The organism is Arthrobacter sp. efr-133-TYG-104, from assembly GCF_030208915.1.
In the GTDB taxonomy this organism is placed as follows: Bacteria; Actinomycetota; Actinomycetes; order Actinomycetales; family Micrococcaceae; genus Arthrobacter.
In genome coordinates, this window is the sequence record NZ_JARVTA010000010.1 from 117,072 (window position 1) to 139,544 (window position 22,473).

Genomic DNA, 22,473 nt, shown 5'->3' on the forward strand with positions numbered 1-22,473 from the left:
AATTCCATTAGGAAAAGCGATCTTTTCTGATGAATATTCGTTATCCAATCCGATCCTTTGGAGGCCGCCTTGCTGGATGTCCGCAGGCTGCGTTTACTGCACGAATTGAAGATCCGCGGAACGCTGGCCGAGGTGGCCGACGCGATGCAGTACAGCCCCTCGTCGGTCTCCCAGCAATTGACCCTCCTGGAGAAGGAAGCCGGGGTGGAATTGCTCCGCAAAGCCGGCAGGCGTGTACAACTGACCCCGCAGGCCGAGATCCTCGTGGCCCATACAGCTGCGCTCTTGGAAACCCTCGAACGGGCCGAGACCGAGCTGGCGGCATCACTGTCCATGGTGACAGGAACGGTTCGCTTGGCCGTCTTCCAATCCGCCGCGTTGGCACTGCTCCCCGACTTTCTCAGCATCATGCGGCACGAGTACCCTGAGGTGCGCGTGGAGATGACCCAGCGTGAACCGGAGACCGCCCTGTATGAAACCTGGGCGCGCGACTTTGACCTGGTGGTAGCGGAGCAATACCCCGGCCACGCAGCACCCCATCACAGCGGCCTCGATCGGGCGATCCTCACTAGTGACGCCATCCGCTTAGCCACTCCCCCGGTTGGCCTCGGTGGCGAGTCGGTATCTTCCTTGGCGGACACGGCCACCATGCCATGGGTCATGGAACCCCGTGGTGCAGCGTCACGTCACTGGGCTGAGCAGGCCTGCCGGTCGGCAGGGTTTGAACCCGATGTCCGTTACGAAACCGCAGACCTCCAAGCGCAGATCCGCCTCATCGAGTCCGGAAATGCGGTAGCCCTCATGCCGGATCTCGTATGGACCGGCCGAACCCGCCCGGTCAAACTCATCGACCTGCCGGGGCTACCCAACCGCACAGTCTTTACGTCCACCCGAACCGCCGGTCGCGTCCATCCCGCCATTCTCGCCTGCCGCCAAGTCCTCGAACGCGTCGCGGCGGCCCAGCAGGAGGATACTGCGGGTTAGGCTGCGCTGAGAGGACAGGAGAGTCGCCATGTCATTTGTTCGCCGGTTCGATCACGTCGGGATCACGGTAACCGACCTTGAGGCCGCGCTGACCTTTTTCACGACCTTGGGCTTGGAGGTGGAGGGACGGATGTTCATGGAAGGCGAATTCGTGGACACTGTGATCGGATTTCCAGGCTCCCGGAGTGAGATTGCCACCCTGCGAGCCCCCGACGGCGGGACCGCCCTCGAGCTGTCCAGCTTCACCTATCCGCCCCATGGCCCCGGCTCGCCCCAAGCGATGTCCACTGAACCGGGATTGCGAAACGTCACCTTCGAGGTGGACGACCTCGACGGCGCCCTCGCCCGGCTTTCGCAGGACGGCTACGGCCTGGTTGGCGGCGTCGGAGAATACGAAGGCGTATGGCGCATGGCTTACGTCCGAGGTCCGGACGGGATCATCGTGTCCTTGGCCGAGCGTCGACGTTAGTTCCACAACGCAGCCCGCGGCTACCAACCCAGAGAATCCGGACAAAGAAAAACACCCCGGTCCGAAGACCGGGGTGTAACCGATGACTCGACTTATCCGTGAAGGATGTCCCGACTCATCACAAACGCGGAGAATGGGGGATTTGAACCCCCGAGGGCGTTAACCCAACACGCGTTCCAGGCGTGCGCCATAGGCCGCTAGGCGAATTCTCCTTGCTTCCGAATCGAAAGCAGATACTACTGTACCTGAGAATTTTTACATCGTGTAATCGCCTGAGGAGAGACGCCGTCGTCCTTGTTCCGAGAACACCGCTTAACGGAAAAATGGGCGCCCCCAACGCGCCCATTCTCGCGGTGCGCCGTTGAGCTGCTGGGTCCGGCCCCTCGCCCCCAGGCCCCGCACCTCACAATCTTGAGATTGCCCCAATCGGCGTACCTACACATGGTCCGCCGCGGTTGCCCGATATGCAATGGCCGAGACCGGTTTGTAGCCGTCATCGTGCCTTATCCACACGTCCACGGACCCGATTCGAACCCCGAAGTAAGTTCGGGTAAGCTTGTCGACGGCCCCTCATGTGGCGTCATCCTGTTGAACTCCCCCAGGACCGGAAGGTAGCAAGGGTAGATGGGCTCTGGCGGGTGCATGAGGGGTCACTATATTTAAATGTCAGTCCCTATAGGTAGGTTTCCCCTGTGACTGTTACAACTGCCCTGTATCGAAGGTACCGACCCGACTCGTTCGCGGACGTTATCGGGCAGGAACACGTCACGGAACCGCTGATGACGGCACTCCGGAAGAACCGTGTCAACCACGCCTACCTGTTTTCCGGTCCCCGGGGCTGCGGTAAGACCACCTCGGCCCGCATTCTGGCCCGGTGCCTCAACTGCGCCGAGGGACCTACAGACAGCCCTTGTGGAAAATGCCCCAGCTGCGTCGAGTTGGCCCGCGGCGGCTCCGGCTCACTGGACGTTATAGAGATCGACGCCGCAAGTCACGGTGGCGTGGACGACGCCCGTGATCTCCGCGAGCGCGCGACGTTTGCCCCTATCCGGGACCGCTACAAGATCTTCATCATCGATGAAGCCCACATGGTTACGTCGGCAGGTTTCAACGCCCTCCTGAAGATCGTTGAAGAGCCGCCGGAACACATCAAATTCATTTTCGCCACTACGGAGCCGGACAAGGTCATCGGCACCATCCGTTCGCGCACCCACCACTATCCCTTCAGGCTGGTGCCGCCCGAACCGCTCTTGAAGTATCTGGAACTCCTCTGCCAGCAGGAGAACGTTCCCGTCGCTCCAGGCGTGCTGTCCCTCGTGATTCGCGCGGGCGGCGGCTCAGTCCGCGACACCCTTTCGGTCCTCGATCAGCTCATGGCCGGTGCGGGACCAAACGGGCTCGCGTACGAGCTCGCCGTCGCGCTTCTCGGATACACGGACGCTTCCCTGCTGGACGACGTCGTCGATGCCATAGCCGCAGCAGATGCACCCACGGTGTTCAAGGCGGTGGATCGCGTCATCCAAACGGGGCACGATCCCCGGCGATTCGTCGAAGACTTGCTGGAACGTTTCCGCGACCTCATCATCGTGCAAGCAATGCCTGAAAGCGCCCAAGCCATCCTCCGCGGGATGCCCGCGGACCAGATCGCCCGCATGCGCAACCAAGCTACCAACCTGGGCGCGGCCGAGCTCTCGAGGGCCGCCGATGTCACCAACACTGCACTCACGGAAATGACAGGTGCCACCTCACCGCGCTTGCACCTTGAACTCCTCTGCGCCCGCATCCTGCTCCCGAGCGCTGAGCAAACGGAACGCGGTATCGCCGCCCGCATCGATCGCGTGGAACGTCGCCTCAACTACGCGGACGACGCCGGTACGCCTGCCGTTGCTTCATCCACGCCTGGCGCGGTGGCTGGCTCGCCCGCTGCCGCACAAGCCGGCGCGCCTACAGCTTCGGCACCGGCTCCGGTCGCGGCACCAGCATCCACTCCGGAACCAGCTGCCGAGCCGTCGCCCGTACAAGCCGCGCCCGAGCACGTGGCCGAGCCCGAGGCACGGCAACCGCAGCCAGACGCACCCGCAAGCACTCCCGCGGCTAGCACCGCACCCGCCCCGCAGCCCGCACCCGCTCCGGCAGTTAGTGGGGCTGAGGGCGCCAGTAGTGATGCAGGTGCTGGAAGTGCCGCAGGGGCTGGTAGTGCTGGTGGCGACGTCGAAGTTCTGCGCCGCGCGTGGCCGGACGTCCTCCAGACATTGAGCAAGATCAAGCGAAGCACATGGGCACTGGTGGAACCGAACGCCCAGGTGGCCCAGTTTGATGGCCAGGTTTTGACCTTGGCCTTCACTACGAGTGGCTTGGCTGGCGCTTTCGGACGCGCAGACCATTCCGAGAATCTTCGCCAAGCGATCCATAAAACCATCGGTATCGACTGCCAAATTGTGGCAGTGGCCGGTGGCAACAGCTCAGCGAGCTCTGAGCCAAACCCAAAAGCGCCTACTAGCCGGCCGACGGCACCGAGCCCGGAAGCAACGGCGCCAGTACCCTCGGCAACACAGCCAGCCTCGGCAGTGGACGCAGCGTGGGGCCTTGCCCCGGCTGCACCAACCGCTCCCGCCGCACCATCTGTTCCGGCCCAAGCTACCGACCCTGCACCTGGTGACCTTACTCCGGTGCCAGCACAGTCCACGCCTCAAGGGCCCACGCCTCAAGAGTCCACGGCCATTCCGGCGGCGAACACTGCTATCCCTTCCGGGGTGGACGCCTCATCGAAGGCGGCACAGTCCGCCCAGCACGGTGATGGCGACTATTCGCAACCTGACGACGATTGGGGTCCTCCCCGCGACGAAGATGCGCCACCCATGGACGAGGAGCCTCCTGCAGATTGGGAGCCCCCAATGGAGGCGGCGCCGTCTGCGGGTACCTCCCGAGGTGCCATAGACGCCCCAAAGACGTACCCCGCGTCCGCTGCAATCGCCGGAGACACCCCTGAGATTGCTGCGAGCAGTACAACCCGTTCGGCAGCACCCGGCACTTCCGAGGATCCTTGGTCGCGAGCAGTTGAGCAGGCACCAGGCACGTGGGTGGTTGGCACGGATTCCAATGTAGGCCAGGCAGCTAGCCGCCTCTCTGAGGGAGCCGGAGCGTCCGCGGAGAACCCCTCTTCAAGAGGAAACCTCACATCAAACGGGAACCCCAGCGAAGCCGAAAACCCCCGCCGCAGCGATGCCGCCGCCGCTTATGAACCGGCCGCCGCCCAAGCACCGGCCGCTATCCCGGACACCGCAAAAGAGCCGGTCGCGGTCCAGGCACCCGCCGCGGCTCCGGCACCAGCACCCGCCCAATGGCCGTCCCTGGCTGGGCAGACCGAGGAAGTGCGGGGTTCGGTCGCAACCTTGGAGGAGGGACCGCCGTCGAGCGTTCCTTCAGGGCGCCAAAGCCTGTACCAACGGCTGACCAACAGCCCTGAGGCGCAAGCTGGCAGGGTCCAGGCTCCCGTACGGACCCAGGCCCCAGCGGCCGCGGTCACGGAGGATATCCCGAGCCCCGAGGATGAAACCATCGAGGAATCGCGGGTCTTTGGACGCGCGGCGGTGGAGCGTATTCTGGGCGGAAAGCTGATCGAAGAGCGAGCATTGGACGGCTCTCCCTTGCAAGCCCGCTAATTGCGGCATTGATGTCAAACAAACGAGGAAATTTTGTACGAAGGTGCAGTTCAGGAGCTGATCGACGAACTTGGTCGGCTCCCCGGGGTCGGACCAAAGTCAGCCCAACGCCTGGCCTTCCACATCCTTGAGGCGGACCCCGAGGACATGCGCCGCCTCGTCACGGCTATCACTACCGTCAAGGAACGAGTTAAGTTCTGCGCGGTGTGCTTCAACGTGACCGAGCAGGAGATGTGCAACATCTGCCGGGATCCACGCCGTGATCCTTCGGTGATTTGTGTGGTGGAAGAGTCAAAGGACGTTCTCGCGGTGGAGCGCACACGGTCATTCCGCGGCCGCTACCATGTGCTGGGCGGGGCCATCAATCCCATCGCAGGCATCGGGCCCGAACAGCTGCGCATCCGCGAACTCCTCACACGCCTCAACGACGGTGCCATCCAGGAAATCATCATTGCCACCGACCCCAATCTCGAAGGTGAAGCCACGGCCACCTACCTGGCACGGATGCTCAAGTCGATTGGCATCACCGTGACCAGGTTGGCCTCTGGCCTGCCGGTGGGCGGCGACTTGGAGTACGCCGACGAGGTAACGTTGGGCCGCGCCTTCGAGGGCCGCAGAAACGCGCTGATCTAGCACCATCACGAAACAGCAGCCGCACGCGGGAGACGGATACAAAAACGGGCACCTTGACCCGCCGGAACCGGTTCCACCGTCAGGCTGAGACCCATTCGCTGAGCCAACCGGGCCGCGATGGACAGGCCAAGGCCGCTGCCGGTAGGGCGTTGTCCTGTGTAGCGGCGGGACAAGGCGCCGCGTTCGAACGCGACGGCGGCGTCCTCGGCAGTGAGGCCCGGCCCGCTGTCGTGAACTTCGACGCCGATCACGCGGCCTGATTCTTCCAGCCATGCCCTGAGGGCTAGGGGTTGTCCCGGTGGTGTGATCCGCAGGGCGTTGCCTATCAGGCCGTCGATGATTTGGCGGAGTCTTTGCCCGTCCGTGAGGGCCAGCACGGGGTGCCCATCGGGGGTTTCCGGCAGTTGGAGCGTCAGTTCGACGCCGGCTTGGACGGCGGCGCCATTCCAGGCGCTCTGCGCCTGTTCCAAGACCACGGCGATGTTCACGGGTTGTATGTCCAGGGTGAAATCGTCGGCCTCCAACCGTGCCAATGCCAGTAGATCCCGGACAAATCCATCCAAGCGGTCCGTCTCGGCGGAGAGCGTGCGGCCAATCCCGGCGATGTCCTCTTGCGGAATCAAACCGTCTTCGAGCGCCTCGGCGTAGCCACGCATTGCTGTCAGGGGCGTCCGGATTTCGTGGGAGATGGAGAGGAGGAATTCACGCTGCCTGCCTTCGCTGGCCATGAGCGCGTGGTCCAGGGTGTTGATCGCTTCTCCCACTGCGCGCACCTCGGTCACCCCATCGGGGTCAAGGTGGACGGTCCGTTCTCCCGCTGCCATCCGCCGCGCGGCGGCAGCAGTCCTCACGAGCGGCCCGGAGAGCCGCCGGGCGAGCAGCGTCCCGGCCAGCACCGCGATCAGCAGGCCCGCGGCGAGGGCAAGCAGGGTCCGTTGGAGGAGTTGGGCGGAGGCTGCGTTGACGTCATCCAAGGACCTGGTCAGCACGATTGCACCTCCTTTGGGCAGTGCTCGAGCCTCCACCAAGAACTGCACACCGCCCTTGGTGACCGTCCGGGACACCTTTTCCCCTGAAAGTACTTGCTGCGTCTCCCCCGTGCTGAGGAGTTGAGCTGCAGCTCCGCTGACGGCGCCGCCGACCGTGATGGTTGAAAGTTCGTAGGTGTCAGGCCCTAGGAGGTGCCTCTCACGCAAATCCAGCGCCTGGGAGGCAACCGGGGTTGCGGCGAACGCATCCGCCTGACGGGCCAGTTGTTGCCTTGCTTGCTCGACGGCGGCCGAACGTATCAGGGGAAAGGCGGTACTGCCCGTGACCAGCACCGCTAAGACGGCGACGGCGGCCGTGACCAGCGTGATGCGCCCGGCAAGGGACCGTAACCAGCTCAAGGGCGGCCTCCGTCCACGAAATAGCCGACGCCGCGCATGGTCCTGATAGGGCTGCCCTCGCCAAGCTTGGAACGTAGCTGGGCGATATGGACATCCACGGTCCGCCCGGCCGTGTAACTGGCCTGCCCCCACACGGCGGACAGAAGCTGCTCACGGCTAAAAACCCTGCCCGGGCTGGCCATCAGGTAGGCAAGCACGTCGAACTCCTTGGCGGTCAGCTCTACCGCTGTGCCGTCTACGCTGATACTGCGGTTATCCGGATCCAAGGCCACCGATCCGACGCGCAACACGCCACTCCGGGGTACACCAGCGGTACGGCGGAGGACGGTTTTGAGCCGGGTGACAAGTTCCCGGGGTGAGAAGGGCTTGGTCATATAGTCGTCGCCGCCCAACTCCAATCCCAGGAGCATATCGACTTCCTCGTCGCGGGCCGTGACAAAAATGATCGGGGTCCAGTCATCTTGGGCGCGCAGGCGCCTGCAGACCTCGACGCCGTCGATACCCGGCAGCCCGACGTCGAGAATCACCGCAACAGGCCGCAGGCTGCGGATCCGTTCCAGACCGCCTTCCCCGGTAGTTTCCACGTGCACCCCGAAACCGGCCCGGGTGAGGTACAGGCGTTGCACATCGGCGATGGCACGCTCGTCCTCCACGATCAGGACCAGGCCGCGGGACGGCTGGGCCGTCGGTTGTTCCATGACTCCATTGAACGCTCTTGCAGACTCCAACAAGTGGCACGCCGCCCATACTTTACAGTCCTCTTACATTCCCTGAACCCGTTTCCGACATCGCTGGGCAATAGTGGAATTGTCAGTCCACTGGATCACTAAGGAGCAATCATGAACACCACGCCACAGCGGGACGGCCGCGGCCGTCTCTGGCGCATCCGCGGCGCGGCCGCTGCAGGGGCAGTCCTGCTCGGCGGAGTCGCGCTGGGAGTCACGGGCGCCTCCGCAGACACCACAAGCCCCTCCCCCACTCCTAGCGCATCGGCCTCGGCGAAGGCACCCGCGAAAGCAGGGAGCGGAACCCAAGCCACGCATCCGTTTGTCCGTGCGCTCCGGGAAGAGCTGAGGACCGATATCAGCGGCACTTCCGGGTTCGGCGATAAGGCCCACGAGGTCGCCTATGTGTTGATCCACCACACCCAGGCTTTCAACAAGCTGCCTGCGAACTTGCAGACCGACCTCAAGACGCTCGAAGCGGCGTCGGCGTCGGAACGTGATGGTGACGCGACCAAGATCAAGGACGCTGCCCTCAACGGAGGTTACGGCGACAAGATCCAGAAGGCAGCTAAGGCCATCCAAACCAAGTTGAGCCAGCCTTCGGCCAAGCCGTCAGCGACACCGTCAGCCAAGCCTTAAGCTCCTACCTGGCTACGGGCCAAGGGACGGGTACGGTACTTGGGGTGCTGTACCCGTCCCTTGTGTTTCCAGCATGTGGTTGGACCCAGCATGTGGTTGGGAACGGTCACAATTCCTGCGTCGGCCGCCTGCGGCGATAAACTGGCCACATAAACTACGCAGGCGTGCTCCAAGCTGTAAAACAGCGTGCCTCGTTCGAACCCTAGTGATGCAGTGAGGGTGCGCACATGACTATGCCCACTACCGATGTGAAGATCGACGAGCTCTCCAACGAGGTTGCCACCACCAAGCAACTGGTCGTTCAGAAGTTCGGCGGCTCCTCGGTTTCCGATGCTGAGGGCATAAAGCGGGTCGCGCAGCGAGTCGTGGACGCGCAGAAGGCCGGTAACGAGGTTGTGGTGGTGGTCTCCGCGATGGGAGACACCACCGACGAACTCCTTGATCTTGCCGCGCAGGTCACTGACTCCGCTCCGGCCCGCGAGATGGACATGCTCTTGTCCGCTGGCGAACGTATTTCCATGGCGTTGCTTGCCATGGCCATCAACAAGTTCGGCGCCTCGGCCCAGTCCTTCACGGGCTCCCAAGCGGGCATGATCACCGACGGCATCCACGGCAAAGCCAGGATTATCGACGTCGACCCCCACCGGATCCGCACGGCGCTGGACAAAGGGCACATCGCCATCGTGGCGGGGTTCCAAGGCATGAGCCGCACCACGCACGAGATCACCACGCTGGGCCGCGGCGGTTCGGACACCACCGCCGTCGCGTTGGCTGCAGCGCTGGAAGCCGATGTTTGCGAGATCTACACCGACGTAGACGGAATTTACACGGCGGACCCGCGCGTTGTGTCCACGGCGCAAAAAATCGACCGCATCTCCAGTGAGGAAATGCTGGAACTTGCTGCTTCCGGCGCCAAGATCCTGCACCTGCGGTGCGTGGAATATGCCCGCCGCTTCGGTGTGCCCCTGCACGTGCGCTCATCGTTCAGCCAGAAAGAAGGCACCTGGGTCATCCCCGGAGCCGAGGAAAAGTTCACCATCGAAGAGGGAGTTGCCTTGGAGCAGCCAATCATCTCCGGCGTCGCGCACGACCGGTCCGAAGCCAAGGTCACCGTAGTTGGCGTACCGGACATCCCCGGCAAGGCTGCTGCGATTTTCCAGGTCATCGCCGACGCCCACTCGAACATCGACATGATTGTCCAGAACGTCTCCACCCACGGCACGGGCCGGACGGACATCTCCTTCACCTTGCCCATCGTTGAGGGTGCGGACGCCCTGACAGCGCTGCGCGCAGCTGAAGGCAAAATTGGCTTCGAGAGCATCGAATACAACGAGAACGTTGGCAAGCTGTCCCTGATCGGCGCAGGAATGCGTTCGCACCCGGGCGTCTCGGCCACGTTCTTCAAGGCCCTGTCCGACGCCGGGATCAACATCGACATGATCTCGACCTCCGAGATCCGCATTTCGGTGGTTACCAGCGCCGATGCCCTCGATGACGCCGTCCGCGCCATTCACGCTGCATTCGAGCTCGACGGCGATGCTGAAGCTACCGTGTACGGCGGCACCGGCCGCTAGAAGTGGGTTTTTTGGCTGATACTTACGTGGTTTTCGCCACAAGCCGCAGAACTGGGGTATGGTACGGAATTTTCATGGCATGCTGTACGTTGCATACCCGGTAACCCCCTAACACGAAGAGGCATTAAAAAGTGGCAGCCGATTACGACGAACTCCGTACTGATGTAAAAGAGAACCAGGAGCAGTCCCTCCAGGCTCTCCAGTCCGCCAGTGCCCCCACGGCCAAGAGTGTCGTGTTGGAACTGGACGAAACCGATGGCCTCGACGCCAACGGCCCCGGCGGCGAAATTGTTGCCGAAGAACTAGTTATTCAGGTCATTCCCCAGGCCAGCGATGAGTTCACATGCAACTCTTGCTTCCTGGTCCGCCACCGCTCGCAGATCGCGCGGGAAAAGGATGGCGTGGCCTACTGCATCGACTGCGAAGGCTAAGACGAGCCCTTCCCCGGCGGACCGAGAGATCGTCAGGGTGTGCCGCCGTCGGGATTGACTGCAGAAGGACCGGAACAAGCTGAACTGCCCCCCGTAAGTTGGACTTACGGGGGGCAGTTTTCTGTCTGAAAGCCTCTGTGAGTCGACACGAAGAAGAGCGGCAGTGGCCCGTAAGTGACCAGCGTCACCTATCCTGATTGAGCGGTCTAAAACCGCCGTGCTTTTCCATCCCTAACCGTGTCCGCAGCATCGCACAACCTAGGAGATATGCCATGAGTACCGCGACGACCCCGGGATCGGGGCGAGGACTTGAAGTCCGCTCGATCGACTACGTTCCGCTCGGGGAAAGGCACGGAAAGGTCTCGCATATCGGCCCGCTCTGGTTCATGAGCAACGCGCAGATTGCCACACTCGCGGTGGGGCTGATCAGTATCACGACCGGCGGGAACCTGATCTGGTCCCTGATCGCAATCGCGATCGGCGTGCTGGTGGGCACGCTGTTCATGGCGGCGCACTCCTCCCAAGGGCCCCAGCTTGGTTTGCCCCAAATGATCCAGTCGCGGCCGCAGTTCGGTTACGTCGGCGCACTATTGGTGTGGTTGTTTGCCTATCTTCAGTACGCCGGATTCAACATCTTCAACACCGTCCTGGCTGGCCAGGCCGTGGCAGGGTCGGTCCACTTCGGGAGCGAAACACTCTGGTTTTGGGTCGTCACGATTATCGCTGCGGCGGTGGCGCTGTTCGGTTATGACCTGATCCACGGTTTTGAGCGCTACCTGACGTACCTGACCATCGTCATGTTGGCGTTGCTCACCGTGGCTGCCCTCACGCATCTTGATCTGCCGGGTGGTGCTTTCGATCTGGGTGATTTCCATCTAGTACCGTTCCTGGGGCAGCTGGGCGTGGCCGCAGGGTACCAGATTTCCTGGGCCATCTACGTGTCAGACTATTCGCGCTACCTTCCCCCTGAGTCCGGGCGCGGTACGTTCAAGTGGACGTTCTGGGGCAGCGCTTTGGGAGGTATCTGGGTGATGTTCCTCGGTTCGTTCATCGCCGCGTCAGCCGGCAAGGACTTCGAGACCATCGCTTCAATCCAGGACACCGCTGACAAACTGTTTCCGGGGTTTGGGTCGATCGCGCTGTTCGTCGCGGCACTCGGACTCGTATCCGTCACTGCGCTGAACATGTACGGCGGCTCCCTGACGCTGATCTCCTCCATCGACAGCCTGCGCCGCATCCGGCCCACTGTCAGAATCCGCGTGATCACCATTGCCATCACCGCAATCTTCTCGCTGGTCTTCGCGAACATCGCCTCCGCCGACTTCCTCGCCAACTTCAACGACTTCCTGCTGCTGGTGCTGTACTTCTTTATCCCTTGGACGGCGGTCAACCTCACCGACTACTTCATTGTCCGCAAGGGCCATTACGCGATAGCGGAAATCTTCCACCCCAACGGGATCTATGGTCGTTGGGGCTGGGCCGGAATAACCGCTTACCTCGTTGGTTTTGCGGTCATGATTCCGTTCTTCTCAGCGGGCAAGCTCTTCGTGGGGCCTGCCGCCTCTGCGATGGGCGACGCCGACATCTCCCTGTTCATCGGCTTGCCCGTAGCGGGCTTCCTGTATTGGGTGCTCACCCGCCACATCGACACCGCCGCGGAACTCCGTTTGGCGGAGGCCCAAGCAGCCGAACTTGAGGAAGCGTCAAACTCACACCTCGAGCCCTGAGGTTCGGCCCTTCACTTGGGAGCGGGAAAGGGGCACCACGAACGTTATCGGCTATTCAATCGTCGCAATGCGTCGATCCTGTTGTTGCAACCGAGCTTGGCGTAAACGTGCTCAAGATGCTTGCCAATTGTTCTTGGACTGATCCCCAACAGGTGGCCTATCGATATAGCCGTGAGGCCCCGCCCCACGAGCTCCATAATTTCGCGCTCGCGGCTGGTGAGGAGAAAGGCTTCAGCCGCTTCCTGCCCTGCAGTACCGCGCTCCCCGCCGGCGTAAGCAATGTCCAAGAGCCGCAAAATCGGTTGCACGTGCGCGGAAAGTCCGACTTCGGCGTCCGTGAAATCGTTCGTGGAACGGTTCAGGGACCACCCTTCCACGTTGCCTCGCCCGTTCCGAATGGTGAGGAACGAGAGTTGCCTGTTCGAGCCCAGCACTCGAAGACCGAGCTGGTAGGCGCGGGTGGCGTGTAATTCACGGTCCGACACAAGATCGCTGAGGCGACGCGGTTGCCACATCCCTGGGGTGTAGCCGTTAATGCAGCTCAAGAGGACGGGGTGATCATCCCAGAGCTCGTGCCACCCTTCCGCAGCGCCTGAAGGGTGGCTCTCGGGGTATCGGGCGTGCGCGTCGGCCTCCCTGCGGTCCATATCCACAACGATCCGCGCAACGCTGTCCCCTGGGAACATGGCCAAGAGCATCTCGCTGGCCGCGTCCAGATAGGTGGCGTGGCTGCCAAGACGAGTCAGCTGGGCAGAGAGGTCGGCAATAGGATCCATCATTCACCTCACGGACCACGTACTGGGTGGCAGGGCTAGGGTAGGCCTCGCCGCGCATACGCACAAGTGCTTATTCCGTTTGCCGCGGACCACGGCCACAATGATCGTGACAGGCAACGGCCCCTGGCGAGCAAGGGTCAGGCCCCGAATCTGCACGGCCTCGCCGTGGCACCCTCCGTCCCGACGGCGGAAGTCTTTACAAGCACCAGTTCGTACCAGGAGCCTCAGATGGTTACCCGACATTCAAGTACAGGAAATCCTTCCCTCAGCGAAGCCCGGGGATGCGACACCAGCGGCCTTATTGTCATCCACACCATGTTTCGTCGGCTGTTCACGGATGCACCCCGGCTCGTCCGGGAAGTAGCCTCCGGTGACACGGAACGTTCGAAAGTGATCGGCAACCACATCGCCGAAATCGTGAGCGGCCTCCATCACCATCATCAGGGCGAAGATCTACTGCTCTGGGACCGGCTTGAATCCCGCTCCCCTGCGTGCGCCATCCACGTCAAGTTGATGCGCTCCCAGCATGCCAGCGTAGCGGCACTCTTGGAACAGCTCGACACCGCTGTGCCGGTCTGGCAGCGCAGCGCCGCACCGGAAGACGGCGCTCAGGTAGCGGCACTCCTTGATGAGGTGAGAACAGTCCTTTTCGTGCATCTCGGTCAAGAGGAGGAACTTATTCTCCCGGCAGCGTCTACATCCCTGTCCCAGCGGGAGTGGGACGAACTGGGCGAATACGGGATGGCAGGGATTCCCAAGAACCGACTGATGATCAATCTCGGCTTCGTGCTCGAAGCATTTTCACCGGAGGAACGGTCTACTTGGATGAAAGCCAACGTCCCGGGAATTGCGAGGGCCTTGTATGGCTTGTTCGGCCGCCGACAGTACGCGTCACATTATCGCCGGGTATATGGCACGATGCCTTCTTGAGCTGAGCCTATTACGGGCGAGAGCAGGTCGCCGAGAAGGCCCCCGATGTTCTTTCCGGTCTCCGAGGAGCCGTCCGGCTCAGACGTGCCCGCTTCCGGTGTGGGCTGGTCTACTTCGGGTTCATGCTCGTCCGCCGCTGGATTATCGAGCGGGTTTCCATCACTCATGGTCGCGTCGCCTGCCCGTTCAACACTTTCTTGCGACGATGGTTGACGCGCCGGAGCTGCAGGATCCGGGCCCCGCCTGCCAGCGCCACCAGGACGCCCCCGCCTACTGCCGCAATGAAGAGCGTGGTGCCCAAGGCCAAGCTACCCTCAAGTCCGAAGAAACGAACAGTGATCATGTCCTGGTTTTGGACGAAGAACACGATCAGCAGAACCAACACCACCAGACCTACTGCCACTGCCACCCAGACGGCAGCAGTCCGCGTGGGCCGGGAAGTGCCTCGAGCAGCCGATGGAACCGCCGTACCTTCGTGCTCGGGACCTGATGGGATCCTCGCAGCATCCTCCTGAAAACTCATCAGCAGCTCCTCTTGTCCCGTCATCTCGCGCGTATACCAATCATAAGCATGCTGATTAGTTGCACAAGGGTCAGAGGGTCACAGAAGCAACCGAGCCGACTTCCTCAGTCTTCCCAGCCGCGTTCATTGTTCCGAATGGCGTAGTGGTGCCCCTCAGAGTCGGTTTCGATGTCAAAATTCTTCAGGTCCGCTTCGGAGGCGGTCTCAAATTCGTCGTGCTTGTGCACCACGGGGCTACTCGCGTCGCCGTGGGTGGCTGGTCCAAATACTGACTGCAGCCGCTCGGTCACATGGACGAAGCCTTCCAATTTGCGTCCCATATTCTTCCACCCCCTTTCCTGCGGGAGAGAGAAAGAGCGGCAGGGCCAACGCGAGCCGTTCGATAGGCTCATCTTACGCCGGATACGACGAAAAACAGTGCGGCTGATCCGTGGAGAAATGAGCGGTCGAAACGAAAATTCAATGCCTGGCGTGTCTTAGCGCAGCGATTTGTCGTCCGGATTGCGGGGCACCACGTAGGTGCTGCCGTCCGGACGGCGAACCGTTTCCCACTGCTGGGTTTCCGCTTGGCGTTGAGCCAGCAGCCTTTGGTTGTCTTCGGTCATTTCGTGATCGAGTGAACTGCTGTGGGCTGGCCCGAAGATGACCCGCAACTTACCGGTGGCGCGCATGAACTTCTGGGCGAAGGGTTCCTTTGCCACGCTGAACGACTCCTTCATTTAGGCGGTGCGATACAACAATAGTACGCTAATGATTAGTACACTAACTAAAGAGGTGCAGGGGCGCCCTAACAAGGAGGAAGCCATGGCTGGCGCTAACACCGTCGAGGATACCGACGATCTCCTGCTGGAGCGGCAACTGTGTTTTGCCTTGACCGTGGCCTCGCGCAGCGTGGTGGGCATCTACAAACCCGTCCTTGAATGCCTCGGGCTGACGCATCCCCAATATCTGGTCATGCTGGCCCTGTGGGAACGGAGTCCGCGGACGTTAAAGGACATCAGCGATAGCCTCCTGCATGACCCTGCGACATTGTCGCCGCTGCTTAGGCGCCTGGAAGAAGCCGGACTCCTTACTAGGGAGCGCGTCCCGGGCAATGAACGCGCACTCGCCATCACGCTGACAGCCAAAGGCGCGGCACTTCGCGAGCAGGCCACCACCGTCCCCGGGCAGATCCGCGATCGCTTGCACCTCAGCCGGGAGGAGGTTGCGGAACTTCACAGGGCAATGACTGGACTCATCGCCGCCACGCAGCGCGAGGGCGTGGACGCAAGCACGCAAGGAGCGGCATCGCCGTCGTCCATGGATGCTCCGGAGGCCAAAAGTCCCGCGTAAAATGGACGCAAAACCGAGGAGTGTCAATGCACATGCTGGATGTTCGCCCGACCCTGGCAATGTTTGGGGTCGCCGCGGTGACGGCATGTTCGGGCAGTCCCGCACCGGGCGGCTCCAGCGTCCCCGCCTCCGCTCCCACAACCGGGCAGGGCAACGCCGAACTCTCCATCATGGTGCTGGATAATCCGGGTGGCGTGCCAAGGACTTACACGCTGGTATGCACCGACGGCACTCCAGCCGCCGAAACCCAGCACCCGGCGGCGAGCGCCGCATGCACCGCCATCAAGGACCACCCCACACTTTTGAGTCCCGCGCCGGTCCGGACGGACTTTGCTTGCACGCAGCAATACGGTGGCCCGGCCACAGCCACCGTGACGGGATCCGTGGACGGCAAAGAAATCAACATCGCGTTCAAGCGCACCGACGGTTGCCAGATTGCCCGGTGGGACGCTGCCAGCAGCGTGCTTGGCTCCAGCGGGGGCAGCTGAGTGGCCGAACCCATGCAGCACTTATCCGAGGATCAATGGCTCCCACTGGAGGCAGCCCACCACGCCCGTGTGGCGCGCTACGCCGAACCGTATTTGGCACGGCGCTCGGCAGGTAAGAAGCATCCCGTGGAAGACTTCCTCTTCACCTACTACACCCAAAAGCCCGGGCAATTACAGCGTTGGCACCCGGGCGACGGCACGGTGTTGAGCGGTCCTCGGGCCGTCGAACGCGCGGGCTGGAAGTACTACCGGACGCTCGACGACGGCGAACTCGCCTCGATCGGGCTGGCGCCGGGAACTCCCGCCGTCACCTTCGACCGCCACCGCTTCCTCCAAGACCGCTCCGAAGCCGTCAACTTCGCGGGGATCATCCTGGCAGGCACGGCCAAGCGCCCCGCTCAGTTCGGCTGCTTCGGCCTCCACGAATGGGCGATGGTGTACCGGCAGGAGAAGTTCGAGTTACGCCACGAATACCTGGAGTTGCGGCTCGGCGCGGAGGGCACTGACGCCGTCGTGGACGAAAACCGCATCCGGTGCACGCACTTTGACGCTTTCCGCTTCTACACGCCCGATGCCATCCCCCTCAATGAGCACCGGCCAACCCGCGAGAACCAGCGGGCCATGGAACAGCCTGGCTGCCTGCACGCCAACATGGACCTCTACAAGTGGGCCTACAAATTAACACCCGCGCTGCCAAGTGACGTAGTGATGGATTGTTTCGAATTGTCGTGGCGCGTCAGGACCATGGACATGAAGGCCTCCCCCTACGATCTCGAAGAATGGGGATACCCACCCATCAAGATCGAGACACCGCAGGGCAAAGCCGAGTACGTTGAATACCAACGGGCATTCGCGGCCGAGTCCCAGGAACTTCGGGCCCGTGTGCTTGAGGCAGTACAACCGTTGCTCGGTGAACGGACCGGCGCAGTCACCGCCCGGGAACCCGCCGCCATCAGCGAAAGGTGACCATGGTTTCTCCTGAAAACAACGAGTACGACGTCGACCTGAGAATTACGTTGACAGAAGCGCCGGATGCGGACAGCACGGAGTTTCATCTCAGGTCCGCCTCCGGCATCCTCTCGGCCGATCCCAAGTCCATTGATTCGAACCTGCCGGACGCAACTGCGGCACTTGCCGCCGTCGAACAGTTCGGGGAGGAGGCGTTCTTTCCGAAACCACAGCCGGATCGCACCTGCACGCAGCAGTATGGCGGTCCGCAAGTGGCCGTGGTGACAGGCCGGTTCCGGGGGCGCAAGGTGCACAGCAGGTTCAGCAAAACGGATGGCTGTGAGATCGCACGGTGGCGCACCTTGGCCACACTCTTTGGCGGCAGCACCGGCTCCACCGGGGCCACCTAAACCCCAAAGGCACAACAGCGACAAACGGCAGCGGCCGGCGGATAATCCGCCGGCCGCTGCTGTTCACGCCGCTCAGTTAGCTTGCGTTATTGCTTTGCGCAGGATCCGCGTCGCGGATCTTTTTGTCTTTCTTATCCTTCTTCGGGTTTTCATTATCCGGGACCACCACTGCGCCGCCGGGATTGACGACGACGGTCACGAAGCTCGGCTCGCTCGTTCCGTCGAACGTGAGCCGCCCGATGTATGAGCCGGGCGTCAAGTTCTTCCAGTTCAGCGAGATTTGCCCGGTCTTACCGTTGGCCAGGCGAATCGGGTTCGGGGTTACGGTTGCGTTGCCCTCGTTGGCACCCAAAACCGCCGCATCAACTGTGGCCTTGGTGGCTTGGTTGTTGGGGCTGGCATAAAGGTTGGCGAAGACGTAGTAATCACCGGGCGCCGGATCAGGGACGGTCAGGCTTTCACTGGCCGAGGGCGTCGCAGCGCTCAGCTGTTCGCCGTCGGGAGTGAGCACCAACATGTCAAAGTCGGCGGCGTCGTTGGAGGAATTGACCGAGAACCTGGCCAAGGCACTGCCTGCTCCCACCGTCACCTTCTTCACGTAGTTGGACGCATCGGTCTCACCCGTGAAAGGACCAGGGGTCAGCTCGATGGCCGTGGAATCAGACTTGGACAGGCCATCGACGGTGACTCCCACCGGCAGGTTGGTGCCGGAGGTGACGTTGATGGCCGCGGACCCGTTGGGGCCCGTCCCCGTGAACGCCAATGCCTTGTCCGCAATGATGGACTGCGGCCGGACAGCAATCGGTGAGGTGACCGTCTTGCCCGCGCCCTGCCAGGAAAGTGAACCCATGGCGAACTTGCCCAGCGGGGCGTTGTTGTTCTCGAACTGGATCTTGAACGTCCTCTTCTCCCCCGCGGAGCTGAAGTTCAGGACGGCCGGCGTCACTTTGACGTTGATGCCGGGGACGTTGACCGTGGCGCGGTAGAGGCCCGGGGTGAGGGCAGTGACGGTGCGGGTGACCTCGATCTTTCCTGCCAGGTTCCCCAAAGCAAAGGAAGGAACGTTCATGTCGCGGGGTTGCGTGGTGCCCAAGCCGGGAATACCCAGGTCCATTCCAGTGCCCTGGACGAACTTGAGGTAGTCCTCGGTGCTGGCGTCATAGACCAATCCGGGGCTGAGGACCTTTGCCGGGTCCACTTGCCCCGCCCCGGTGGCGAAGACGTCCGTGTTGACGGCCCCGTTAGCCAGCTTCACAGGCCCTGCGGTGGTCATCATGGCGGACTTTACGGTAGCGGGAGACCACGTTGGGTTCTTGGAGAGGATCAATGCTCCAAATCCCGCAACGTGCGGGGAAGCCATGGACGTACCGGAAAGGAAGCCGAAGTTGTCACCACCAGTGCCGATGGGCGAGACCCCGGCGAGGATAGCAACACCGGGGGCGGAGACATCCGGCTTCAACAAGTCCGAGTCGGTGGCAAGCAACGGACCGCGGGAAGAGAACCCTGCTATCTGGGGTTGCGGCTCCGGCGGAAGGCCGGTGGTGTCGTGGTTCAGCAAGGAAACGGTGATAGCCGGATTGGCTGCCACCAAGTCCTTGATCGCCTGGGTAGCCGGCGGGTTCACGTGGACGGTGGGTACAGCGTGCTTGTCAGTGTCCAGCGACGAGTCGGTGAGGTTTACCAGGATCATGCCTACACCTCCGGCACGGAGAACCTCGGCGCTCTTGGCGGTTCGGTCCACAACTCCTCGATCACACACCACGACCTTGCCGGTGACCTTGGCGGGGTCCAAGGACCCCGGAGCGCAGAGCGCCGCGTTACCGTTCCCGCTTGCAGCCTGGGCGGAGAGCACGACGCCGGCCCCGTTCACCTCATGGTTCATGATGCTCGCTCCGCGGAACTTGCTCCCATCGGAGAACTGCACCGTTCCCTGAAGCTCCTGGGAGAATGACGTAGCCGCAACTGTGGTCAACCACGGGGCGCCGTGATTGACCGTGCCGGGCGTCGGCCCGGAGTTTCCCGCTGAGACCGCTACGAAGATTCCTGCCGACGTCGCCGAAAGGAAAGCGAGCGACACCGGATCCGTGGTGGACGTGGTGGAACCGGAAATGGAGTAGTTCAGCACATCCACGCCGTCGAGGATTGCCTGTTCGATCGCGAGCACTGCCGAGGACGCGTAACAACCGCCTGTAGCCGGGTCAGTGTCCTCCCAACAAACCTTGTAAATGGAAAGCTTCGCTGCCGGTGCAATGCCGCTGGTGATTCCGAAGCTGCGCCCGTCCACCACGGCGTCGACGTTGCCGTTACCTGCTGCCGTGCTGGCGGTGTGGGTGCCGTGGCTGTCCACATCCACCGGCGAGAGGACCTCTTTAGGCGAACGGTTTTCCGGTGGGACAGTCTCCAGGAAGGAATCGGCAAAGTAGTGCGTGCTGATGACCTTCGAGTTGCACGCCGTGCCATCGTAATCGGTTCCGGCTTGGCATTCACCAACAAAAGTATCCCCGTCCGCCTTGAGCATGGCGATCTTGCCATCAGCGGTGCGATACGGCACGCCAACCTGCGGGTTACCCACCAACGGACCCACCGGATCACCGGCGAAGAACGGGTTGGAGGGGGTATAGCCGGTGTCGATGACCCCTACAACGGTGCCCTTGCCCGCGTTCTCCTGGCCGCCGTATTGCGTTGCCCACGTGCCGCTCGGGCCGCTGAGCTTCAGGAAATCACTCGTTGAATAGTCCGGAGCGTTTTGGGTATCCGGCGCCACCATCAGGACCTTGGGATCCTTGGCCAGCTTGATGGCCTGGTCCGCGGTCAGCGTGGCACTGAAGCCGTTGATGGCGGTGGTGAACTCACGCTTGATGCTCACGTTTTCCTGCTTGGCAACCTCCTGCTGTTTCTGCTGGAGGTGTTCTTGGTACTGCTTCACAGGTGCACTGTTGGCGTCAAGCTTTTTGCCCTTTTCCACCTTCGTGGGCGCAAGGCCGGCCGTGCCGCCGTCGTATGTTGCCGCAGGCTTTTCGGCCAGGACCACCATGTAGCGTCCATCCTTGTAGGCGCCGGGGTCAAGGTTCTTCTTTGCCACGCTTGCGACGTTCCCTGTCGCTGTCCCCGGGGCGGGAGCAGCTTGGGCTGGCATCGGAAGCGAAGTGAGAAGCAACGGCAAGCCGACAGCCAGAGCCACGCCCTTACCAAGCCTCCCGCTTCTGGCGAAGCTCTTTCCTGCTGATTTCACGAGTGGTTGCACCTTTCACTGGGGAGGCCCGGCTCCGTCGCCAAGGCCCACGCGAGCTGATTGCATTCGTGACAACTCTTGTCAAAGAAAAACAACCAGCGCAGTCACAGCGTATCGAGTGAGAGCCGAATATGACATAAAGCGCACGCAATTTATCCTGCAACAGAAAGTAAAGCGGTAGCGTCTAGACATACCGGTATTCGCCTTAACCTTTGGAGCTGCAGTGAAAATCCTCGTCCCGGACACCATCGAGTTGGACCTCTCCCCCGCGGAGGACGACGTGGTTGTGTACCAAGTGGACAAGCCGGTCCCCGCCGAGCACTTGGACGCCGAAGTTTTGGTGGTGTGGCGTAATACGGCGGAGAACCTGGCAAGTGCAGCCCGCGGAATGTCCCGCCTCAGGCTCGTCCAGACCCTCGCGGCCGGTCCCGATACTGTGCTGGCTGCCGGATTCGGCGGGAACGTGGCTATCACGTCGGGACGATCACTTCACGATGGCCCCGTGGCCGAACACGCACTGGCTTTGATTCTGGCCGCCGTGCGACGGATGGACCAATTGATGGACTCGCAGAAGGCGTCAGAATGGAACGAGCCATACAACATTGCCCAATCCGCGCCTGACACCGAACGGCTCTATACGCTCGACGGCGCCAACGTCACCGTCTGGGGCTTCGGCTCGATCGCAGGCAGGCTCGCTCCCCTGCTGGCGGCTTTGGGTGCGAAGGTCACAGGCGTTGCGGGTTCACAAGGCGAACGGTACGGCTTCCCTGTAGTCGCCGCGGATCAATTGGACGGCATCCTGCGCACTACCGACGTTTTGGTGTCGATCCTGCCGGCAACTGCCGAAACCGCCGACGCCCTCAACGCGGACGTCCTCCAAGCCCTCCCGGACTCGGCCATTTTCGTGAACGTCGGCCGCGGCGCCACCGTGGACGAAGACGCGCTCCTCAGCTCGCTTCGGGAGGGCCGGCTGCGGGCCGCGGCACTGGATGTCACCAAGGCGGAACCGCTTCCCGAAAACTCCCCGCTGTGGACCGCACCCAACCTGATCCTTACGCCCCACGTGGCGGGCAACAGGCCCAAAGGCGCCTCCGGGTTGGTTCTCACCAACATCTCAGCCCTCAAGAACGGCGCCGCCCTGACAAACAGGGTTGCTTAGCTGTGCGGGTTGCTTAGCTGCGGGGATTGCGGAGCGCGTCACTGATCCGGGCACGGGTCTGTGCATCCAAGGGAACGGTGGTCAAAGTGCTTTCCCGGGCAGCCCGGTCCGCCTTGATTTTTTGGATCACCATCCGGCCCAAACCCGCAACAACGGCTGCAGCCATCACGCCCAACACCATCGATCTCGGTTTCTCGGCCATGGCGCCATCCTAACGACGCCGGTTACTTGCTGCCAGTGCCCGCGTTGACTCATGGAAAAGGTCCGCGGAGCCGGGTACGTTGCCTCATCGGAAAAGGTCCGGTTGGGGTTGGTTGGTGGACATCCTTGAGGGATGGGTTTGACGATGAGCCAGCGCAAGGCGGTCACGCTGATCAAGGCACGTGCTTACGCCAGGGGCAACCGTACTGAGAAGGTCCGGATCCTTGATGAGCTCGTCGAGC

Annotated in this window: 22 protein-coding genes, 1 tRNA gene and 1 other RNA gene; 15 read left to right on the forward strand and 9 right to left on the reverse strand. The window is 62.2% G+C overall.

Annotated features, from left to right (window positions below; genetic code table 11):
• Positions 1 to 69 precede the first annotated feature (69 nt).
• Positions 70 to 984 (forward strand): LysR substrate-binding domain-containing protein, encoded by a 915-nt coding sequence (locus QRN04_RS09255; protein ID WP_284975752.1) that lies wholly within the window; start codon positions 70 to 72, stop codon positions 982 to 984.
• A gap of 28 nt (positions 985 to 1,012) precedes the next feature.
• Positions 1,013 to 1,453, forward strand: a complete 441-nt coding sequence (locus tag QRN04_RS09260; RefSeq protein ID WP_284975724.1) for a VOC family protein — start codon at positions 1,013 to 1,015, stop codon at positions 1,451 to 1,453.
• A gap of 127 nt (positions 1,454 to 1,580) precedes the next feature.
• Here the strand turns inward: QRN04_RS09260 and QRN04_RS09265 are convergent.
• Positions 1,581 to 1,665 (reverse strand) — tRNA-Ser (locus tag QRN04_RS09265).
• A gap of 349 nt (positions 1,666 to 2,014) precedes the next feature.
• Here QRN04_RS09265 and ffs point away from each other — a divergent pair.
• The 3 genes from ffs to recR all read left to right on the forward strand — a co-directional run bounded on the left by ffs (position 2,015) and on the right by recR (position 5,748).
• Positions 2,015 to 2,111, forward strand: an RNA gene (gene ffs / locus QRN04_RS09270) — signal recognition particle sRNA small type.
• 34 nt (positions 2,112 to 2,145) lie between these two features.
• The gene (locus QRN04_RS09275) at positions 2,146 to 5,115 is read left to right on the forward strand and encodes a DNA polymerase III subunit gamma and tau (RefSeq protein ID WP_284975725.1); all 2,970 of its coding nucleotides are present in this window, start codon (positions 2,146 to 2,148) and stop codon (positions 5,113 to 5,115) included.
• 33 nt (positions 5,116 to 5,148) lie between these two features.
• Complete coding sequence (recR, locus tag QRN04_RS09280) at positions 5,149 to 5,748, forward strand: recombination mediator RecR (RefSeq protein WP_284975726.1); 600 nt, start codon at positions 5,149 to 5,151, stop codon at positions 5,746 to 5,748.
• Positions 5,749 to 5,753: 5 nt separating this feature from the next.
• Here recR and QRN04_RS09285 read toward each other — a convergent pair whose 3' ends face one another.
• The gene (locus tag QRN04_RS09285; protein WP_284975727.1) at positions 5,754 to 7,136 is read right to left on the reverse strand and encodes a sensor histidine kinase; all 1,383 of its coding nucleotides are present in this window, start codon (positions 7,134 to 7,136) and stop codon (positions 5,754 to 5,756) included.
• On the reverse strand, positions 7,133 to 7,834 hold the full coding sequence (locus tag QRN04_RS09290) for a response regulator (protein ID WP_284975728.1): 702 nt from the start codon (positions 7,832 to 7,834) through the stop codon (positions 7,133 to 7,135). Before QRN04_RS09290 ends, QRN04_RS09285 begins: the two co-directional genes overlap by 4 nt.
• A 141-nt stretch (positions 7,835 to 7,975) precedes the next feature.
• On the opposite strand from QRN04_RS09290, the gene QRN04_RS09295 reads away from it, so the two are divergent.
• The 4 genes from QRN04_RS09295 to QRN04_RS09310 all read left to right on the forward strand — a co-directional run bounded on the left by QRN04_RS09295 (position 7,976) and on the right by QRN04_RS09310 (position 12,232).
• Positions 7,976 to 8,500: a hypothetical protein gene (locus QRN04_RS09295; RefSeq protein ID WP_284975729.1), complete on the forward strand. Its 525-nt coding sequence runs from the start codon at positions 7,976 to 7,978 to the stop codon at positions 8,498 to 8,500.
• A gap of 227 nt (positions 8,501 to 8,727) precedes the next feature.
• Positions 8,728 to 10,074, forward strand: coding sequence for an aspartate kinase (locus QRN04_RS09300; RefSeq protein WP_284975730.1), 1,347 nt, complete (start codon positions 8,728 to 8,730; stop codon positions 10,072 to 10,074).
• 131 nt (positions 10,075 to 10,205) lie between these two features.
• Positions 10,206 to 10,505: a DUF4193 domain-containing protein gene (locus QRN04_RS09305; protein WP_284975731.1), complete on the forward strand. Its 300-nt coding sequence runs from the start codon at positions 10,206 to 10,208 to the stop codon at positions 10,503 to 10,505.
• A 272-nt stretch (positions 10,506 to 10,777) separates the two neighbouring features.
• On the forward strand, positions 10,778 to 12,232 hold the full coding sequence (locus tag QRN04_RS09310; RefSeq protein WP_284975732.1) for a purine-cytosine permease family protein: 1,455 nt from the start codon (positions 10,778 to 10,780) through the stop codon (positions 12,230 to 12,232).
• Between the two features lie 44 nt (positions 12,233 to 12,276).
• Here QRN04_RS09310 and QRN04_RS09315 read toward each other — a convergent pair whose 3' ends face one another.
• A complete protein-coding gene (locus QRN04_RS09315) occupies positions 12,277 to 13,011 on the reverse strand; it encodes a response regulator transcription factor (RefSeq protein ID WP_284975733.1) in 735 nt (244 codons plus the stop codon).
• 225 nt (positions 13,012 to 13,236) lie between these two features.
• Between QRN04_RS09315 and QRN04_RS09320 the strand changes: the two genes are divergently transcribed.
• Positions 13,237 to 13,938, forward strand: a complete 702-nt coding sequence (locus tag QRN04_RS09320; protein ID WP_284975734.1) for a hemerythrin domain-containing protein — start codon at positions 13,237 to 13,239, stop codon at positions 13,936 to 13,938.
• 163 nt (positions 13,939 to 14,101) lie between these two features.
• On the opposite strand, the gene QRN04_RS09325 is transcribed toward QRN04_RS09320, so the two are convergent.
• From QRN04_RS09325 to QRN04_RS09335, 3 genes are all read right to left on the reverse strand, one after another.
• A complete protein-coding gene (locus tag QRN04_RS09325) occupies positions 14,102 to 14,461 on the reverse strand; it encodes a LapA family protein (protein WP_284975735.1) in 360 nt (119 codons plus the stop codon).
• 104 nt (positions 14,462 to 14,565) lie between these two features.
• Positions 14,566 to 14,781, reverse strand: coding sequence for a hypothetical protein (locus tag QRN04_RS09330; protein ID WP_284975736.1), 216 nt, complete (start codon positions 14,779 to 14,781; stop codon positions 14,566 to 14,568).
• A 156-nt stretch (positions 14,782 to 14,937) separates the two neighbouring features.
• Complete coding sequence (locus QRN04_RS09335) at positions 14,938 to 15,162, reverse strand: hypothetical protein (RefSeq protein WP_284975737.1); 225 nt, start codon at positions 15,160 to 15,162, stop codon at positions 14,938 to 14,940.
• Between the two features lie 103 nt (positions 15,163 to 15,265).
• Between QRN04_RS09335 and QRN04_RS09340 the strand changes: the two genes are divergently transcribed.
• From QRN04_RS09340 to QRN04_RS09355, 4 genes are read left to right on the forward strand one after another with little or no spacing between them, the layout of a single operon-like run.
• Positions 15,266 to 15,793 (forward strand): MarR family winged helix-turn-helix transcriptional regulator, encoded by a 528-nt coding sequence (locus tag QRN04_RS09340; RefSeq protein WP_284975738.1) that lies wholly within the window; start codon positions 15,266 to 15,268, stop codon positions 15,791 to 15,793.
• Between the two features lie 26 nt (positions 15,794 to 15,819).
• On the forward strand, positions 15,820 to 16,281 hold the full coding sequence (locus tag QRN04_RS09345) for an SSI family serine proteinase inhibitor (protein ID WP_284975739.1): 462 nt from the start codon (positions 15,820 to 15,822) through the stop codon (positions 16,279 to 16,281).
• A gap of 12 nt (positions 16,282 to 16,293) precedes the next feature.
• On the forward strand, positions 16,294 to 17,247 hold the full coding sequence (locus tag QRN04_RS09350) for a 3-methyladenine DNA glycosylase (RefSeq protein WP_284975740.1): 954 nt from the start codon (positions 16,294 to 16,296) through the stop codon (positions 17,245 to 17,247).
• A gap of 2 nt (positions 17,248 to 17,249) precedes the next feature.
• Complete coding sequence (locus tag QRN04_RS09355; protein ID WP_284975741.1) at positions 17,250 to 17,639, forward strand: serine protease inhibitor; 390 nt, start codon at positions 17,250 to 17,252, stop codon at positions 17,637 to 17,639.
• Between the two features lie 76 nt (positions 17,640 to 17,715).
• Here the strand turns inward: QRN04_RS09355 and QRN04_RS09360 are convergent, their stop codons facing one another.
• A complete protein-coding gene (locus tag QRN04_RS09360) occupies positions 17,716 to 20,775 on the reverse strand; it encodes a S8 family serine peptidase (protein ID WP_502868781.1) in 3,060 nt (1,019 codons plus the stop codon).
• Positions 20,776 to 21,094: 319 nt separating this feature from the next.
• On the opposite strand from QRN04_RS09360, the gene QRN04_RS09365 reads away from it, so the two are divergent.
• On the forward strand, positions 21,095 to 22,030 hold the full coding sequence (locus QRN04_RS09365; protein ID WP_284975743.1) for an NAD(P)-dependent oxidoreductase: 936 nt from the start codon (positions 21,095 to 21,097) through the stop codon (positions 22,028 to 22,030).
• A gap of 13 nt (positions 22,031 to 22,043) precedes the next feature.
• Here QRN04_RS09365 and QRN04_RS09370 read toward each other — a convergent pair whose 3' ends face one another.
• Positions 22,044 to 22,232, reverse strand: a complete 189-nt coding sequence (locus QRN04_RS09370; RefSeq protein WP_284975744.1) for a hypothetical protein — start codon at positions 22,230 to 22,232, stop codon at positions 22,044 to 22,046.
• Positions 22,233 to 22,473 lie beyond the last annotated feature (241 nt).

Coding starts and splice junctions, on each gene's coding strand:
- QRN04_RS09260 (WP_284975724.1), top strand. CDS start 1,013: ATGTCATTTGTTCGCCGGTTCGATCACGTCGGGATCACGGTAACCGAC.
- QRN04_RS09345 (WP_284975739.1), top strand. CDS start 15,820: ATGCACATGCTGGATGTTCGCCCGACCCTGGCAATGTTTGGGGTCGCC.
- QRN04_RS09370 (WP_284975744.1), bottom strand. CDS start 22,232: ATGGCCGAGAAACCGAGATCGATGGTGTTGGGCGTGATGGCTGCAGCC.
- QRN04_RS09340 (WP_284975738.1), top strand. CDS start 15,266: ATGGCTGGCGCTAACACCGTCGAGGATACCGACGATCTCCTGCTGGAG.
- QRN04_RS09290 (WP_284975728.1), bottom strand. CDS start 7,834: ATGGAACAACCGACGGCCCAGCCGTCCCGCGGCCTGGTCCTGATCGTG.
- QRN04_RS09320 (WP_284975734.1), top strand. CDS start 13,237: ATGGTTACCCGACATTCAAGTACAGGAAATCCTTCCCTCAGCGAAGCC.
- QRN04_RS09325 (WP_284975735.1), bottom strand. CDS start 14,461: ATGAGTTTTCAGGAGGATGCTGCGAGGATCCCATCAGGTCCCGAGCAC.
- QRN04_RS09315 (WP_284975733.1), bottom strand. CDS start 13,011: ATGATGGATCCTATTGCCGACCTCTCTGCCCAGCTGACTCGTCTTGGC.
- QRN04_RS09350 (WP_284975740.1), top strand. CDS start 16,294: ATGCAGCACTTATCCGAGGATCAATGGCTCCCACTGGAGGCAGCCCAC.
- QRN04_RS09355 (WP_284975741.1), top strand. CDS start 17,250: ATGGTTTCTCCTGAAAACAACGAGTACGACGTCGACCTGAGAATTACG.
- QRN04_RS09300 (WP_284975730.1), top strand. CDS start 8,728: ATGACTATGCCCACTACCGATGTGAAGATCGACGAGCTCTCCAACGAG.
- QRN04_RS09295 (WP_284975729.1), top strand. CDS start 7,976: ATGAACACCACGCCACAGCGGGACGGCCGCGGCCGTCTCTGGCGCATC.
- QRN04_RS09330 (WP_284975736.1), bottom strand. CDS start 14,781: ATGGGACGCAAATTGGAAGGCTTCGTCCATGTGACCGAGCGGCTGCAG.
- QRN04_RS09310 (WP_284975732.1), top strand. CDS start 10,778: ATGAGTACCGCGACGACCCCGGGATCGGGGCGAGGACTTGAAGTCCGC.
- QRN04_RS09360 (WP_502868781.1), bottom strand. CDS start 20,775: ATGCCAGCCCAAGCTGCTCCCGCCCCGGGGACAGCGACAGGGAACGTC.